This is a genomic window from Actinacidiphila yanglinensis, from assembly GCF_900107965.1.
In the GTDB taxonomy this organism is placed as follows: domain Bacteria; phylum Actinomycetota; class Actinomycetes; order Streptomycetales; family Streptomycetaceae; genus Actinacidiphila; species Actinacidiphila yanglinensis.
This window is the reverse complement of the sequence record NZ_FNVU01000003.1, coordinates 464,725-479,916: the sequence shown is the minus strand read 5'-3', so window position 1 is coordinate 479,916 and position 15,192 is coordinate 464,725. Positions and strand designations below refer to the sequence as shown.

At 74.9% G+C, this 15,192-nt stretch carries 13 protein-coding genes; 6 read left to right on the top strand and 7 right to left on the bottom strand.

All coding sequences use genetic code 11. From position 1 onward, the window contains the following. Positions 1 to 2: 2 nt before the first annotated feature. Positions 3 to 3,008, top strand: coding sequence for an alpha-2-macroglobulin family protein (locus tag C4U44_RS09005; RefSeq protein WP_103885125.1), 3,006 nt, complete (start codon positions 3 to 5; stop codon positions 3,006 to 3,008). 81 nt (positions 3,009 to 3,089) lie between these two features. On the opposite strand, the gene C4U44_RS09000 is transcribed toward C4U44_RS09005, so the two are convergent. Beyond that, complete coding sequence (locus C4U44_RS09000; protein ID WP_235031924.1) at positions 3,090 to 3,857, bottom strand: Mut7-C ubiquitin/RNAse domain-containing protein; 768 nt, start codon at positions 3,855 to 3,857, stop codon at positions 3,090 to 3,092. Between the two features lie 113 nt (positions 3,858 to 3,970). Here C4U44_RS09000 and C4U44_RS08995 point away from each other — a divergent pair, with 113 nt between their 5' ends. Beyond that, positions 3,971 to 4,450, top strand: coding sequence for a GNAT family N-acetyltransferase (locus C4U44_RS08995; protein ID WP_103885124.1), 480 nt, complete (start codon positions 3,971 to 3,973; stop codon positions 4,448 to 4,450). Between the two features lie 68 nt (positions 4,451 to 4,518). Here the strand turns inward: C4U44_RS08995 and C4U44_RS08990 are convergent, their stop codons facing one another. The 4 genes from C4U44_RS08990 to C4U44_RS08975 all read right to left on the bottom strand — a co-directional run bounded on the left by C4U44_RS08990 (position 4,519) and on the right by C4U44_RS08975 (position 8,435). After that, entirely contained in the window at positions 4,519 to 4,773 is a 255-nt protein-coding gene (locus tag C4U44_RS08990; protein ID WP_235031923.1) for a lipopolysaccharide assembly protein LapA domain-containing protein, read from the bottom strand. A 158-nt stretch (positions 4,774 to 4,931) separates the two neighbouring features. Next, the gene (locus C4U44_RS08985; RefSeq protein WP_235031922.1) at positions 4,932 to 6,134 is read right to left on the bottom strand and encodes a M14 family zinc carboxypeptidase; all 1,203 of its coding nucleotides are present in this window, start codon (positions 6,132 to 6,134) and stop codon (positions 4,932 to 4,934) included. A gap of 787 nt (positions 6,135 to 6,921) precedes the next feature. After that, positions 6,922 to 7,644, bottom strand: a complete 723-nt coding sequence (locus C4U44_RS08980; RefSeq protein WP_103885121.1) for a class I SAM-dependent methyltransferase — start codon at positions 7,642 to 7,644, stop codon at positions 6,922 to 6,924. Further along, entirely contained in the window at positions 7,641 to 8,435 is a 795-nt protein-coding gene (locus C4U44_RS08975) for a glycosyltransferase family 2 protein (RefSeq protein ID WP_103885120.1), read from the bottom strand. Before C4U44_RS08975 ends, C4U44_RS08980 begins: the two co-directional genes overlap by 4 nt. Positions 8,436 to 8,559: 124 nt before the next feature. On the opposite strand from C4U44_RS08975, the gene C4U44_RS08970 reads away from it, so the two are divergent. After that, positions 8,560 to 9,456 carry a response regulator transcription factor gene (locus C4U44_RS08970; RefSeq protein ID WP_103885119.1) on the top strand — a complete coding sequence of 299 codons (897 nt, stop codon included), beginning with the start codon at positions 8,560 to 8,562 and terminating at the stop codon, positions 9,454 to 9,456. Further along, a complete protein-coding gene (locus tag C4U44_RS08965; RefSeq protein ID WP_200823181.1) occupies positions 9,449 to 10,564 on the top strand; it encodes a sensor histidine kinase in 1,116 nt (371 codons plus the stop codon). The genes C4U44_RS08970 and C4U44_RS08965 overlap by 8 nt, the downstream gene beginning before the upstream one ends. Before the next feature lie 41 nt (positions 10,565 to 10,605). Here the strand turns inward: C4U44_RS08965 and C4U44_RS08960 are convergent, their stop codons facing one another. After that, on the bottom strand, positions 10,606 to 11,043 hold the full coding sequence (locus tag C4U44_RS08960) for an Lrp/AsnC family transcriptional regulator (protein WP_103885118.1): 438 nt from the start codon (positions 11,041 to 11,043) through the stop codon (positions 10,606 to 10,608). 105 nt (positions 11,044 to 11,148) lie between these two features. Here C4U44_RS08960 and C4U44_RS08955 point away from each other — a divergent pair, with 105 nt between their 5' ends. Then, positions 11,149 to 12,108, top strand: a complete 960-nt coding sequence (locus C4U44_RS08955; protein ID WP_103885117.1) for an SMP-30/gluconolactonase/LRE family protein — start codon at positions 11,149 to 11,151, stop codon at positions 12,106 to 12,108. Continuing rightward, positions 12,105 to 14,225: an NAD(+) synthase gene (locus tag C4U44_RS08950; protein ID WP_103885116.1), complete on the top strand. Its 2,121-nt coding sequence runs from the start codon at positions 12,105 to 12,107 to the stop codon at positions 14,223 to 14,225. The genes C4U44_RS08955 and C4U44_RS08950 overlap by 4 nt, the downstream gene beginning before the upstream one ends. Here C4U44_RS08950 and C4U44_RS08945 read toward each other — a convergent pair. Then, positions 14,197 to 15,189 carry a S66 peptidase family protein gene (locus C4U44_RS08945; RefSeq protein ID WP_103885115.1) on the bottom strand — a complete coding sequence of 331 codons (993 nt, stop codon included), beginning with the start codon at positions 15,187 to 15,189 and terminating at the stop codon, positions 14,197 to 14,199. The two genes, C4U44_RS08950 and C4U44_RS08945, sit on opposite strands and share 29 nt — an antisense overlap. Positions 15,190 to 15,192: the final 3 nt, after the last annotated feature.

Here is a 15,192-nt window from a genome sequence, read left to right as displayed (position 1 = left end):
TGATGCTGGACACTGCGGATGCGGTCTTCGACGCGCTGCGGGAGAACAACGAGCGGCCGTTCGGGCGGCAGCGCACCGTGCGGGCCGAGGAACTGGTCGAGGCCGCGGAGCAACTCGACGACAGGGGCGCCCTGGTGACGTCGCTGTTCGAGCTGATGTCGGCGTACACCTACGCGGGCGAGGAGCGGAAGTCCCCGGTGGTCTTCGCGCGGATCGTGCGGATGTGGGACGACCACCCGTCGGACTTCAGCGAGTGGGAGGAGCGCCAGCTGTACTGGCGCTTCAAGTGGGTGACCACCGCGCTGCTCCAGGTCCCCGACGTGCCGCTGGAGGCGGTGCGGCGCTGGACCCGGGAGATGGAGAAGCGCTACCGCGCGGCCGGGCACGGCCTCCAGCCGGTCTACGCGATGCGGCACCACATCGCCGCGCACATCGGGGCCGGCCGGGAGGACGGCTACGACCTGTGGGCCACCCGCCCGCGGACCGACCTGAGCGACTGCGAGGCCTGCGAGACGCGGCACCGGGCCCTGCACCACGCGGAGTCGGGGGACGAGGCGCGGGCGCTGGAGGAGTGGCAGCCGGTCCTCGACGGGGGCCAGACCTGCATGGAGGAGCCGTATGTGAGCATGGCGCACGCCCTGCTGCCGCTGCTGCGGGCGGGCCGGCTGGACGAGGCGCGCTCGCACCACCTGGTCGGCTACCGGTTCGCCCGCGGCAAGCCGGACATGCCCCACGCGCTCGGCCTGCACCTGGAGTTCTGCGCGCTGTCCCGCAACGAGGGCCGCGGGCTGGAGGTGCTGGCGGAGAACCGGTCGATGTTCGACGTGGTGGGCTCGCCGCTGGACCGGTTGAACTGGCTGACCGGAGTGGAGGTGCTGCTCGCGCGGCTGGCCGACCAGGGCCACGGCGGGCTGGCGGTCGCCGGACCGCCCGGCCGCACGTGGACGGTGGACGCGCTGCTGGCGCACGTCCGGGCGGAGGCGGATCCGCTGGCCGCGGCCTTCGACCGGCGCAACGGCACGGCGGAGATCGGTACCCGCCGCAGGCAGCGGCTGGCCCAACGTCCCCTGCTGGACGGTCCGTTGGCGCTGGGGGTACGGGCGGCGGCGCCGGACGCGGCGCCCTCGACGGGAGCCGGGGCGAAGACCGGTACGGCGACGTCCGCGCCCGGCACCGGCGCGGAACCGGGCACCGAACGGATCGCCGGAGCCGCCTCCACCAGCGCCGACACCGAGCCGATACCCGCGGACTTCACCGAACTCGTCCTCCTGACAAGGAAATTGGCGGCGCAGGGTCGTCCCGACGCCGACCGGCTGTGGGAACGGGTCCGGGCCCGTACTGCCGAGGACGGGCACGTCCACGACGAGGACGCGCTGGGCGTGGAGCTCATGCTGACCGCCGAACTCACCGAGCGCGCCGCCTTCGGCGGCATCGACCGGGAGGAGTGGGCGCAGGCCCGCACGGACATGCTGCAGGCGGCGGGGCTCTACGAGGAGGCGGACCTGCCGGGGCGTGCCTGTGCCGCGCGGGCCAGGGCCGCCACGGCGTCGGTCGCGGCGACCGTACCGGACCCGAAGACCGACCTGGCGCTCCCCCTCGCCGAACTCGCCACGGAACTGGGGCTCGCCGCCGACCTGATGGCCGCCGGCCGGATCGAGCCGGACCGCTACCTGGCCGTCCTGCAGTGCGAGGCGATGACCACACGGCACCGCCTGATCGGCGACCTGCCCGAGCCGGACGCGGCGTTGACGGCCGCCTTCGAGACGTCCGTGGCACGGCTGCGCGCGGAGGCGGAGCGGTTGGAGTCGCTGCCCCGGGCGTCGGCCGCCCGGCAGTACGCCGCGGACGTGGCCGCGCGTGTGGGCGACCTCGAACGGGCGGAGGCCGAACTCGCCGACGCGCTGGACCTGGTGGAGCGCGCCGGCCACCCGTGGCGCACCCCGCGGCCGCTGGCACTGCTCGCGCAGCTCAGGATGCGCGGCGACCGGGCCGCGGAAGCCGTGCCGTTGATGCACCAGGCGCTGTCGGCGGCCGCCCGCTGGCCGGACGCGTCCTTGTCGCTGGGCCCGTTCCACGCGCTGCTGGGGCACGCCTACGCGCACGCCGGCGACCCGGCGGGCGCCGTCCGGCACCTGTCGGAGGCGGCGGACCGGATGGACCGGGAGGGTGCCGAGGACCACGCGGCGCAGGTCCGCCTCGAGCTCGCCGAACTGCTGGGCGATCAGGGCCGCAGGGCCGACGCGGTCGCGGTCCTGGAGTCGATCGTGCTCGGCGACACCGCGGCGCTGGACCCGCGGCTGCTCGCCCAGGTCCGGCTCGACCTCGCGCGCGGCCTCGCCGCGCTCGGCGAACTGCGCGAGGCGGCGGCGGAGTTCGTCGGGCTCGCCGACGTGGTCGCCGGCTGGGAGGACGACCGTTTCACCCACACCCTGGTCGCGTGCGAGGCCGCGGTGGCCCTGGCGGCGTCCGGGCAGTGGGAGGCCGCGCGCACCGCGTACGACCGGGCCGTCGCCTCCCACGCCCGGGCACCGCGCCCGGCTCCGGTGGTGGGCATGATGCGCGAGTTCGCCCGGCTGACGATGGCCGCGCAGGAGGCCGATGGGCTTCCCGCCGCGCTGCGGCACCTGGCGGACGCCGACACGCTGTGCGCCGAAGTCCCCTCCGAAAACGCGGACTTCGCCCACTGGTACCACTCCGGCGCGATTCAGTACCAGCGCTCCCGCGCCTACGCCGCGGCGGGGTCGTACGACGACGCCCTCGCCGAGATGGAACGGTCGATCGCCGCGTACACGGAGGGCGGCCGGGCGGGCGAGGAGCCGCGCGCCGAGGCCGTCCGGGTCGCCGCCCTGATCGAGGGCAACGCACTGGGCGACGTCCCCGCGGCCGACGCCCGCCTCACCGCGGCGATCGCCCGCTGCGAGGAGGCGGACCTGCCCGAGGCCGCCGCCTCCCTCGCCTCCGTACGGTCCGGGCTGGCCGCGCGGGGACAGGCGGCGGACGGCGACTGAGCAGGCCGGACGACGGGAGGGGGCGGTGGACCGGGTGCCCTCCCGCCCGGCCGGATCGGGAGGGCGGGACGGGCGCAAGGGTCAGCCGGCGGAGCCGAGGGCCGTCGGCGCGGGACCGTACTCCCGCATCGCCCACTCCACGACCGCCTCGAGGTGGGCGTGGTGGGCCCCTTTCCAGTAGACGCGCTCGCAGGCGGTGCAGCGGGCGAAGACGTCGTAGGACTTCCGGGTGCCGTCGCGCAGGCGGTCGCGGACGGTGTCCTTGTCCGCCGCGGTCAGGGTGCCGTTGCACGCCACGCACCGGGTCCAGGGGGCGAGCGGCGGCGCGAACCGGCCCAGCACGTCGCGGAGTTGGTCCTCCGGCCGGTCGCTGTAGACGTATCCCCCGGCGAAGATCTCGCGCCGGCGCAGCAGGCCCCGGTCCCGGGAGAGCATCACGCGCCGCTCCAGCGCGGACCGGCGGGCGAGCGCGGGGTCGCCGATGTCCTCGTTCTCGTAGGCGGCGTCGACGCCGAGCAGCCGCAACCGCCGTGCCAGGGTGCCCAGATGGACGTCGAGCAGGAACGTCGGCGACGGGCCGGGCACCCGCTGCGGCCGCCGCACCGCCTCGACGGTGATCTCCTCGCCCGCCGCGGGCACGTGCCCGACGGGTACGTCGAGACCGCCGACGCTCAGCCGGCCCACCTCGGTGAGCGGGATGCCCAGGGACTCCACCACGTGCCCGAGCGACGACGCTCCGTCCGTCGACACGTCGGTGATGTCCCCGCGTCTCTCGACCGCCACGAAAACCCGCAGTTCAGGGGCGATCCGCAGGCTGATCCGCGGCAGGCCCTCGCTGTTTCGCCTCACGTGACCAGCATCCCACCGCCCCGCGCCCGCCTTCCACGCCTTTCCCTCGGTAAGGGGCTGGGCGGGCTTACGGCCCTGTCGGCGGGTCCGGCGGGTCCGTCTAGGATGGCCGGATGGAGATCAGAAAGACCCGCTTCGACCACGCCGACGCCATACGTCTGAACGACCTGGTGCAGCTGGAGTACGCCGAGCGGTACGGCGACGGGGACATGACCCACATGGACCCGGAGCACTTCGAGCCCCCGCAGGGTCTGTACCTGCTGGGGTACGACGCCGACGGGAAGCCGGTCGCCAGCGGCGGCTGGCGGGCGCAGGACGCGCCGGCCGACGGGTTCGAGGCCGGCGACGCCGAGATCAAGCGGATGTTCGTGCTGCGGGAGGCCCGCGGCCTGGGCTTCGCGCGGGCGGTGCTGGCCGAACTGGAGGCCACCGCGACCGCCGCCGGGCGCACCCGGATGGTGCTGGAGACCGGGCAGAAGCAGCCCGAGGCGATCGCGCTGTACGCCTCCTGCGGCTACCTGCCCGTGGGCGCGTTCGGCTACTACCGGCACGAGCCGCTGAGCGTGCACATGGGCAAGCCCCTCACCCCCTGACCGCCCTCCGCCCGTCGCGGGGAGGGCCGGGCAGCAGGTGAAGGGCGACGGCCAGTCGGCGGTCCGTCTCACCTTGCGGCGCGCCGCCTGCGCCTCCGGCCGCTCCACCGCAGGAGCAGCGTGATCAGCCCGCCGGCCACGAACGTGATCAGCAGGGCGAACCACAGCGGCATCGTCACTTCGGGGACGATCACCCGGATCCGCACGTCATGGGTGTTCTCGAAGATGAAGACCAGGGCGAGGACCGTGAGCACCAGCGCGACGATCCGGCGCGGCGTCATCATCTCCCGCATGCGACTGCTGGGCACCTTGTCATTGCTCATCGCGCTCGCCCGCCTCCCGCTCCGCGATCACCTTCGCCCTACCCATCGTCGCCGCAGCGGCCCCCGGAGGGGCCGCAGACTACTCCGAACGGGTGAGTGCGGACGGTGAGCGGCCGGCTACGGCCACCGCTACGGCACGGCCGGCGGGCGGGGGCCGCTCACAGCAGCAGCTCCTCGTAGACCGCCAGCACGCTGCGCGCCTGCTGCTCCACCTGGTCGGCGACCGGCACCCAGCGCGGCCGGTACGCGGTCTCGTAGGCCTCGCACCAGGAGTCGACCAGGGCGGTCACGGCCGGCGTCGCGGCGATCCGGCGCAGCATCGCGGCGGCGCGCAGCGGGATGCGCTGCGCGTAGACCTCGATGCTGGTGACGCGCGCGGTCGTCATCTCCGGCAGCGGGGCGGCGCCGGGCGGGCGTACCGCGGGGTCCCATTCCGCGCTCAACTGCGGTCCGATGCCGACCAGTTCGCGCACCGTACGCAGGAGCGGCCCGTCGTCGCCGATCGTCTCGGGGTCGAGCCGGGCCAGCACCTCCGCCACAGCGGGAAGGTCGCGGCGCAGCGCGGCCCCCGCCGTGCGCAGCGCGCGGTCGGCGTCGGGGTGCGGGGTGGTGTCGGCCGCCCGGTCGCAGGCCCACATCGGCACCTCGATGATGGCGGTCATGCCGTCGTACCGCTCGGCGTGCGCCCAGGTGGAGTGGGCGCCGTCGCCCGCGGCCGGATCGGACGCGGGCGGCATGACGTAGACCCCGGGGCCCGGGCTGGGCCACTGGAAGGCGTCGGACGACCCGCTCTCGAGCGGGATGTCGAGTTCGGCCGCGGACTTGCCGATCCGCTCGGGCACGCCGGGTACGTCCCGGGTGAGCTGGACGAAGCTGCCGCCGACGTCGATGCCGTGCAGCGAGCACTGGAGCACCGGTCGCAGCCGGTCGAGGAGCCCGACCAGGGTGCGGGTCTCGGGCAGCATCGCGGACCCCGCCGCCCCCTCGTGCGGCAGCCACTCCGGCTGCTCGGCGGCACACGGGCGGAAGAAGTGCTCGTAGTGGTCGCGCAGGGTGTACGGACCGGACAGCCAGGGCTCGTTGAGCGCGGCGCCGTCGGGATCGATGCAGAGCAGGAAGTGCCAGGTACTGCCGTCCCAGCTGCCGGACCGGCACGCCTCGGCGATCTGCCCGGCCAGCCGCAGGACCGTCGCGCCGCCCACCGCCGCCTCGTTGGCGTGGGGCCCGGCCACCACCAGGACGTCGCGCGTTCTCTCGTGTGCCGTTTCGGGGCCGACCGTCAGCAGGAGCAGCGGACGGCCGGCCCTCGATCTGCCGACCTCCCCCAGCCGGCAGATCCCCGGATGGCAAAGGGTGAGCAAACGCGCACCCTCAGTGACTTCTGCTGTCGTCGGATAGTGCTCTCCCACCACCGCAACCCCCCTGTCGCGGACCCCCGAGTCCGCTCCCCTCGTGACATCGCCGAGTCCGGTTCCGTTAGTAGGTCACGGCCCTGCGGGGGTGTCAACGGTGCTACCCACACCGTTCCCGAGCCGTGCCGCAACCGCCACCGCTGCCCCGGGCAGCGGCCGTTGGCCGGCGCGCGGCCCCTTCCGGCACGTCGGACCGCCACCGCAGGGCGCCGGCTCCGCGCGGATCCGGGACGGCGGCGAGGACGAGCGTGCCCCGGCGGCCCGGCGCCCACCCGGGAGCCCGGCCACGGCGCTCGCACCACGTGCAGCCGGAATATGCCACGGAGCAGCGGTGATGCACCCGCGCGACGTGCCGGTACGGCGCCGCGCCCGCGACCCCGCTCCCCCGCCGCGCCGGCCGCCCGGGCGCCGTCGCCGACCGCGCGTTCCGCCCCGGCGCCCCGGCCACGCCCTCGACCCGTCCGCCCACGACCCGCGCGGCGCCCCCCTGTTCGCCGCTCCCCCGGGCGCTGCGTCCCCCAGGTCCGGACCGAACGAACTACGGCAGATACCCCAGCGGGACGACGGCGACCGCCGCAGGGTCGATACGCAGGTGGGCCGGGGCCGGGACCCGATCACGGGATGAGCGGACCTCGCGCCGTCCCGCGCGGAGCGCTTCGGCCGCCGGCGACCCGGACCCGGCCGGCTGCGCCAGGGAGGAGGACGATCAGCGATGTTGGCGTGACGGTACGTCAAGTCAGCCTGATAGAAGGCGCGTTGACGAAGTCGGCGCCGACCTGGGTCCGGGCAGCGGTGAGTTGAGCAGCGCGGCGAAGCGGCGGCCGGAGACCGACCACTCCTCGGCGATCTGCCAGCCGGCCGCCCGCGCGGCGGCGCGCAGTGCCCGGGGGCCGAGCCGGGCCCAGGGGAACTCCCGCCCGTACCGGCCGCGGCCGTCCTCGACGCGTACCGTCAGCCGCTCGTCGACCTCCTGCGCGGCGGCCTCGGCGAGCAGGTGTCCGGCCGGCGCGACGATCCGGCGCACCCGGCGGAGCAGCGCCACCGGGTCGCCGCCGATGCCGATGTTGCCGTCGGCGAGCAGCCCGGTGCCCCAACGGCCCTCCGCCGGCACCCGGTCGAAGACGGACCGGCGCAGCACCGCGCCACCGGCGACCCTGGTGCGCTCGACAGCGATCGGGTTCACGTCCAGGCCCAGGACCGGCAGACCGCGCCGGGCCACGCCCGCGACCAGGCGCCCGGGGCCGCAGCCGATGTCGAGGACCGGTCCGCGGCAGCGCGCCAGCAGCGTGCTGTCGGCCTCGTCCGGCGGCGCGCACCAGCGCTCGACCTCCAGCGGCAGCAGCCAGCCGTCGTGCCGGCGCAGGAAGAGCGGGCCGCGGCCCCGCGCCAGCGCCCGGCCGTAGGGGTCGCCGCCCCAGGACGGGGCGGGCCCCGCGGGCGCGGTGGTGGCACCGCTCATCGGCCCGCTCCCGTCGCACGGGAGGCGGCCGGGTCGCCCACGGCGGGGTCCGGCGGCCGGGCGGGCAGGTGCGGGCCGGACTCCGGTGCGGGGCGCGGCGGCGGGAGAACTGTGGGAGCGACGGGGATGTCCCGCAGCACCGCGGACATGTCGCGCACCGCGTGCCAGGTGCCGCGCCAGGTGCCGGTGACCTTGGAGCGGCCGGAGCGCGGGGTGTACGGGACGTCGGTCTCGGCGATCCGCCAGCCCGCGTCCGCGGCCCGGACCACCATCTGGAGCGGGTAGCCGCTGCGGCGGTCGGTGAGGGTGAGGTCGAGCAGCGCGGTGCGGCGGGCGGCCCGCATCGGGCCGAGGTCGTGCAGGCGCAGGCCGGTGCGGCGGCGGACCATCCGGGCCAGCTGGAAGTTGGCGAGGCGGGCGTGCGGCGGCCAGGCGCCGAACGCGGTGGGCCGGCGGCGCCCGAGCACCAGGTCCGCGCGGCCGGCCAGCACGGGCGCGGCCAGGTCCGGCAGCAGCGCCGGGTCGAGGGAGCCGTCGCAGTCGCAGAAGCAGACCAGTTCGGCGGTGGCCGCCCGTAGCCCGGCGTGGCAGGCGGACCCGAATCCCCGGACCGGCTCGCGGACGACGAGCGCGCCGGCCTCCTCCGCGATCCGCGCCGAGCCGTCGGTGGAGCCGTTGTCGACCACGATCGCCCGCCAGCCCGGGGGGATGCGCCCCAGCACCCAGGGCAAAGCGGCGGCCTCATCGAGGCAGGGCAGGACGATGTCGGCGGCTGGCGCGGGCTCGGTCACCCGTCACACCCTAGGGACGCCCACCGGACATATCGGACGGCCGGTCCTTACGAAACGCGGACGGCGGGGCGGTACGGACCCTCGGCCATGGTCACTGTCAGTGGCGGGTGTCAGACTCGGGACCATGAGCAGCGCACCCGTATCCGTATCGCCGCCGCCGCGGGACCCGCGGCGGCGGGTCCTGGTCGTGGACGACGACCCGACCGTGGCCGAGGTCGTCGCGAGCTACCTGGACCGGGCGGGCTTCGCGGTGGAGCGGGTCGCGGACGGTCCGTCGGCGGTGTCGCGGGCCGCGGTGAGCCGGCCGGACCTGGTGGTGCTCGACCTGATGCTGCCGGGCATGGACGGGCTGGAGGTGTGCCGGCGGCTGCGGGAGGCGGGCCCCCTGCCGGTGGTGATGCTCACCGCGCGTGGCGACGAGGACGACCGCATCCTCGGCCTGGAGGTCGGTGCGGACGACTACGTGACGAAGCCCTTCAGTCCCCGCGAGCTGGTGCTGCGGGTGGAGTCCGTGCTGCGGCGGGCGGGCAGCCCGCCGGCCGCGGGGCCGTGGCTGCGGTCCGGGTCGCTGGCGCTGGATCCCGCCGCGCGCCGCGCGCTGCGGGGCGGCGCGGAGCTGGCCCTGACCATCCGCGAGTTCGACCTGCTCGCCTTCTTCCTGCGGCAGCCCGGCCGCGTGCTGGGCCGCGAGGAGCTGATGCGGCGGGTGTGGGGCTGGGAGTTCGGCGACCTGTCGACGGTCACGGTGCACGTCCGGCGGCTGCGGGAGAAGATCGAGGACGACCCGGCCCGGCCGCGGCTGATCAGCACCGTATGGGGGGTGGGCTACCGGTTCGACCCGGCCGACCCCGGTGACGCTGCGAGCCCGACCGGCACGACCGGCACATCGGACACCACCGCCGACACCACCGGCGCCACCGAAGCGGATCGGCTGCGGGGGCCGGCCGGGGACCGGGACCGCGGTGACGGCTCGGAGGTGCATCCGGGCGCGAGCGGTGCGAGGGAGGCCCGCGGTGCATGACCTCCTTCTGATCGCGGCCTACGCGGCGATGGGCGCCGCGGCGGCCGGCCTGCTGGGCGCGCTGGCCCTGCGGGTGCTGCGGCACCGCTCCTTCGCGCTGTCCCTCGCGGTGGTCGCGGCGGTCACGGTCGCGGCGATGCTCGCGGGCACCCTGTCGGTGGCCTGGGCGATGTTCCTGTCCGAGCACGACCTCGGGGTGGTGACCACGGTGTGCGCCATAGCCGCGGTCGTCTCGCTCGCGGTCGCCCTTATCCTGGGCCGCCGGGTGGTGGCGGGCAGCCGGGCCCTGACCGAGGCGACCCGCGCCTTCGGCGACGGCGACCCCTTCGCCGCTCCCGCCCTGGCGCCCACCGCCGAACTCGCCGACCTGGGGCGGGAGCTGGCCGCGACCAGCGCGAAGCTGGCGGCCTCCCGGGAGCGGGAGCGCGCCCTCGAGGCGTCCCGGCGGGAGCTCGTCGCGTGGATCTCGCACGACCTGCGCACCCCGCTGGCCGGGCTGCGGGCGATGACCGAGGCGCTGGAGGACGGCATAGCGGAGGACCCCGCGCGCTACCACCGGCAGATCCGCGCCGAGGTGGACCGGCTCAGCGGCATGGTCGGCGACCTGTTCGAGCTGTCCCGCATCCAGGCCGGGGTGCTCGCGCTGGCGCCCGCCCGCATGTCGGTCTACGACCTGGTGGGCGACGCGATCGCGGGCGCCAACCCGCTGGCCGCCGAGCACGGGGTGCGGCTGGTCGGCGACCGGGTGGAGCAGGTGCCCATCGAGGTGGACGGCCGGGAGATGACCCGGGTACTGGCGAACCTGCTGGCCAACGCGATCCACCGCACCCCGGCCGACGGCACCGTGGCGGTCTCGGCGCGGCACGACTCGGCGTCGCACTCGGTGGTGCTGTCCGTCACCGACGGCTGCGGCGGCATCCCGGCGGACGACCTGCCACGGGTCTTCGACACGGGCTGGCGCGGTACCGGGGCGCGCACGCCGCCCGCGGGCGCGGGGCTCGGACTCGCCATCGTGCGCGGCATCGTGGAGGCGCACCACGGCCGCGCCTCGGTGCAGAACGTGCCGGGTGGCTGCCGTTTCGAGGTCCTGCTCCCCGCGGCGCCCTGATACGCCCTGACTGTCGGACACGATGCCGGGGGGAAGGGCGACTACCGCGGCGACACCGGCCGTTCGAAGAACGTCTCCAGTACGACCGTCGCCCGCGTCCCGCTGACCCCGTCGATCGCGTGGATGCGGCGCAGCACGTCCTGCAACTGCCCGGTGTCCGCGGTCCGCACCTTCACCAGGATCGACGCACTGCCCGCGATGACGTGCGCCTCCACGACCTCCGGGAGCGCGGCGAAGCTCTGCGCCGAATCGCCCATCCAGGCGATCGAGTCGACCATCACGTAGGCGAGGACGGAGCTGCCGAGCGCCTCCGGGTCCACGTCCACGGTGGTGCGCCGGATCACGCCGCGCTCGCGCAGCTTCCGCACCCGTTCGTGGGCGGCACCGGTGGACAGCCCGACCGCCCGGCCGAGTGCGGCATAGGACAGCGTGGCGTCCTGCTGGAGGTGCGCCAGCAGCTCGCGGTCGATGTGATCCACGACTCTCCGTTCAGCCGTGCCTTGTGAGGACCATATCCCATCTTGCAGGATGCCCATCAAGCCGAAGGATGTTCGGCAGATCCTCTCCGGATGGGAAGGACCCGCATGACCGGCGCGCCACCCCCGCTGTACGAGATGCTCGACGAACGATTCCGGACCGGTCGGTGCATGAACGGCGACAAGGACCTGGAGGTGCTCTACACCGGCTGCCGCTGGGCCGAGGGGCCGCTCTACGTGCCCGCCTGGCGGCAGGTGGTGTGGAGCGACATCCCCAACGACCGGATGTTGCGCTGGGACGAGGAGACCGGCGCCGTCGGCGTCTTCCGCCGCTCCGCCGGGCACACCAACGGCAACACCCTCGACCGCGAGGGCCGGTTGATCACCTGCGAGCAGGGCAACCGCCGGGTGACGCGCACCGAGCACGACGGCACCGTCACGGTGCTGGCCGACCGCTGGCAGGGCCGGCGGCTCAACAGCCCGAACGACGCGGCGGTGACGTCGGACGGCTCCGTCTGGTTCTCCGACCCGGACTTCGGCATCACCAGCGACTACGAGGGTTATCGCGCGGCGAGCGAGATCGGCTCCAACAACGTCTACCGCGTCGACCCGGCCAGCGGTGAGGTGCGGCTGGTCGCGGACTGCTTCGGTGCCCCGAACGGCCTGGTCTTCTCGGCCGACGAGCGGCGGCTGTTCGTCTCCGACACCGGCGCCGGCCTCATCCGGGTCTTCGACGTCCGCGAGGACGGCACGCTGTCGGACGGCGAGGTCTTCGCCGAGGCTTCGGCCCGCCCCGCGGCCCGTTTCGACAACCTCCGCTTCGACGAGGCCGGACGGCTCTGGGCGGCCGCGCTCGACGACGGCGTGCACTGCTACGACCCCGACGGCACGCTGATCGGCCGGCTCGTCATCCCCGAGCGGGTGGCCAACATCGCCTGGGGCGGGGCCAAGCGCAACCGCCTGTTCATCGCCGCCCGGACCAGCCTGTACTCGGTGGTCATGGGGGTCACCGGCACGCACCCCACCGGACCCGGGCGCCGGCCGTGGCTGGACGCGGGGTCCCGATGAACTTCTGGTCGATCTACCAGCACGGCTTCGCGCGGGTCGCCGCGTGCACCGGGCACACCGCCCTCGCCGACCCGCCCGCCAACGCCGAGGCGGTGCTGCGGCAGGGCCGCCGGTGCGCGCAGGAGGGGGTCGCCGTCGCGGTCTTCCCCGAACTCGGCCTGACCGGCTACTCGATCGAGGACCTGCTCCTCCAGGACGCGGTGCTCGACGAAGTCGAGGAGGCCGTCCGCACCCTCGTGGCGGGGTCCGCGGACCTGATGACGGTGCTCGTCGTCGGCGCCCCGCTGCGCCACCGCAACCGGATCTACAACTGCGCGGTGGTCGTGCACCGTGGCCGCATCCTCGGCGTGGTCCCCAAGTCGTACGTCCCCAACTACCGCGAGCTGTACGAGCGGCGGCAGATCGCCGCGGGCGACGACGAGCGCGGCGGGACGATCCGGGTCGGCGAGGCGACCGTGCAGTTCGGTGCCGACCTGCTCTTCGCGGCGCAGGACGTGCCCGGCCTGGTCCTGGCGGTGGAGATCTGCGAGGACATGTGGGTCCCGGTGCCGCCGAGCGCCGAGGCGGCCCTCGCCGGTGCGACCGTGCTCGCCAACCTCTCGGGCAGCCCGATCACGGTCGGCCGCGCCGAGGACCGGAAGCTGCTGTGCCGCTCGGCGTCGGCGCGCTGCCTGGCCGCGTACGTCTACGCGGCCGCCGGGCAGGGTGAGTCGAGCACCGACCTGGCCTGGGACGGCCAGACGATGATCCACGAGAACGGCGTCCTGCTGGCCGAGACCGAGCGGTTCCCGCGGGAGGAGCAGTACGCGGTGGCGGACGTCGACCTGGACCTGCTGCGGCAGGAGCGGTCGCGGATGGGCACGTTCGACGACAACCGCCGTACCCACGCCGCGCGGACCGGCGACTTCCGGCAGGTGGCGTTCCGGCTCGGGCCGCCGGCGGCGGATCTCGGGCTGCGCCGCCGGGTCGAGCGGTTCCCCTTCGTGCCGGCCGACCGCGACCGCCTGGCCCTGGACTGCTACGAGGCGTACCACATCCAGGTCGCGGGGCTGCGGCAGCGGCTGGCCGCGATCGGCGAGCCGAAGGTCGTCATCGGGGTGTCCGGCGGCCTGGACTCCACCCACGCGCTGATCGTCGCCGCTCGGGCGATGGACGACGCGGGGCGGCCGCGCAGCGACATCCTCGCCTTCACCCTGCCCGGCTTCGCCACGAGCGAGCACACCCGGGCCAACGCCCTCCGGCTGATGGACGCGCTCGGTGTCACCGCGGCCGAACTCGACATCACCCCCACCGCGCGGCTGATGCTGAAGGAACTCGGCCACCCCTTCTCCGCGGGCGAGCCGGTGTACGACATCACCTTCGAGAACGTGCAGGCCGGGCTGCGGACCGACTACCTCTTCCGGCTGGCCAACCAGCGCGGGGGCATCGTGCTCGGCACCGGCGACCTGTCCGAACTGGCGCTGGGCTGGTGCACCTACGGCGTCGGCGACCAGATGAGCCACTACAACGTCAACTCCGGAGTGCCGAAGACCCTCATCCAGCACCTGATCCGCTGGGTCATCGGCAGCGGGCAGCTCGACGAGGAGACCGGCGCGACGCTGGCCGCGATCCTCGACACGGAGATCAGCCCCGAACTCGTGCCCGGCGAGGAACTGCAGTCCACGGAGTCACAGATCGGCCCGTACGCGCTGCACGACTTCGTCCTCTTCCATGTGCTGCGGTACGGCCTGCGCCCGTCGAAGATCGCCTTCCTCGCCTGGCACGCCTGGCACGACCGGGACGCGGGCGCCTGGCCGCCCCACTTCCCCGAGGAGAAGCGGGCGGCCTACGACCTGGCGGAGATCCGGCACTGGCTGGAGGTGTTCTGCCGCCGGTTCTTCGGCTTCGCGCAGTTCAAGCGGTCGGCGATGCCCAACGGCCCGAAGGTCTCGGCCGGCGGCTCCCTCTCGCCGCGCGGCGACTGGCGCGCGCCGTCGGACGGCACGGCGCGCGCCTGGCTGCGCGATCTCGCCCGCTGGGACGGCGAGATGGGCACGGGCAAGGGCCCGGCCGCCGGTCAGAGCGCGGGCCAGGGCACGGCCGCCCCGGTCACGCCAGCGCGGGCACGCCCGCGCTGAGGACCGGCCCGGCCGTCTCCGGGGCGCCGGGCGGCGGCGCGTCCAGGACGGCCGGGACGCCCAGCGGCATCGTCAGGGTCGAGGGGCAGTGGCCGAAGCCGAACTCCTCGACCATGGGCACCCCCAGCGGCCCGAGCAGGTCGAGGAACATCTCCCGCACCGCGTCGTACGGACCGCACTCGGCCCACGAGCCGAGCACGATCCCGCTGACGCCGTCGAACCAGCCGGCCCGCAACAGCTGGGTGAGGTAGCGGTCGAGGCGGTAGGGCTCCTCGCCGACGTCCTCGATCAGCAGGATGCCGCCGGCCGCCGACGGGCGGGCGTACGGCGTACCGAGGTCGGCGGCCAGCAGCGAGAGGCAGCCGCCCAGGGTGACTCCCTCGGCGCGGCCGGGCACGAGAGTGCGGGCCGTGGGCGGGGCCAGCACCTGGACCGTCTCGGGCTCGAACAGGGTGCGCCGCAGCCCGTCGCGGGTCGGGGCGTCGTCGAGGAACGTGCCGGTGGCGGCCATCGGGCCGTGCAGCGTGGCCAGGCCGAGCCGGGTGGCGACGGCCTCGTGCAAAGCGGTGATGTCGCTGTAGCCGATGAGCGACTTGGGCGGCGCGGCCCGCATCTCGTCCCAGTCCAGCAACTCGACCATCCGCTGCACCCCGTAGCCGCCGCGGGCGCAGAGCACCGCGGTGGTGGTGGGGTCGCACCAGGCGTCCTGGAAGTCGTCGGCCCTGGCCTGGTCGGTGGCGGCGAGGTACCCGGAGGTGTGGCCGTCCAGGACGTGCGGGGCCACCACCGGCTCCAGGCCCCAGCCGCGCAGCACCGCCAGGCCCGCGTCGAGCCGGTCGGCCGGGACCGGCCCGCTGGGGGCGACCACGGAGATCCGGTCGCCGGCGGTGAGCCGGCGCGGCCGGATCAGCGCGGGGACGGGCACGCCGACGACGTCGGCGACCCGTCGCAGCCGTTCGGTCATGGT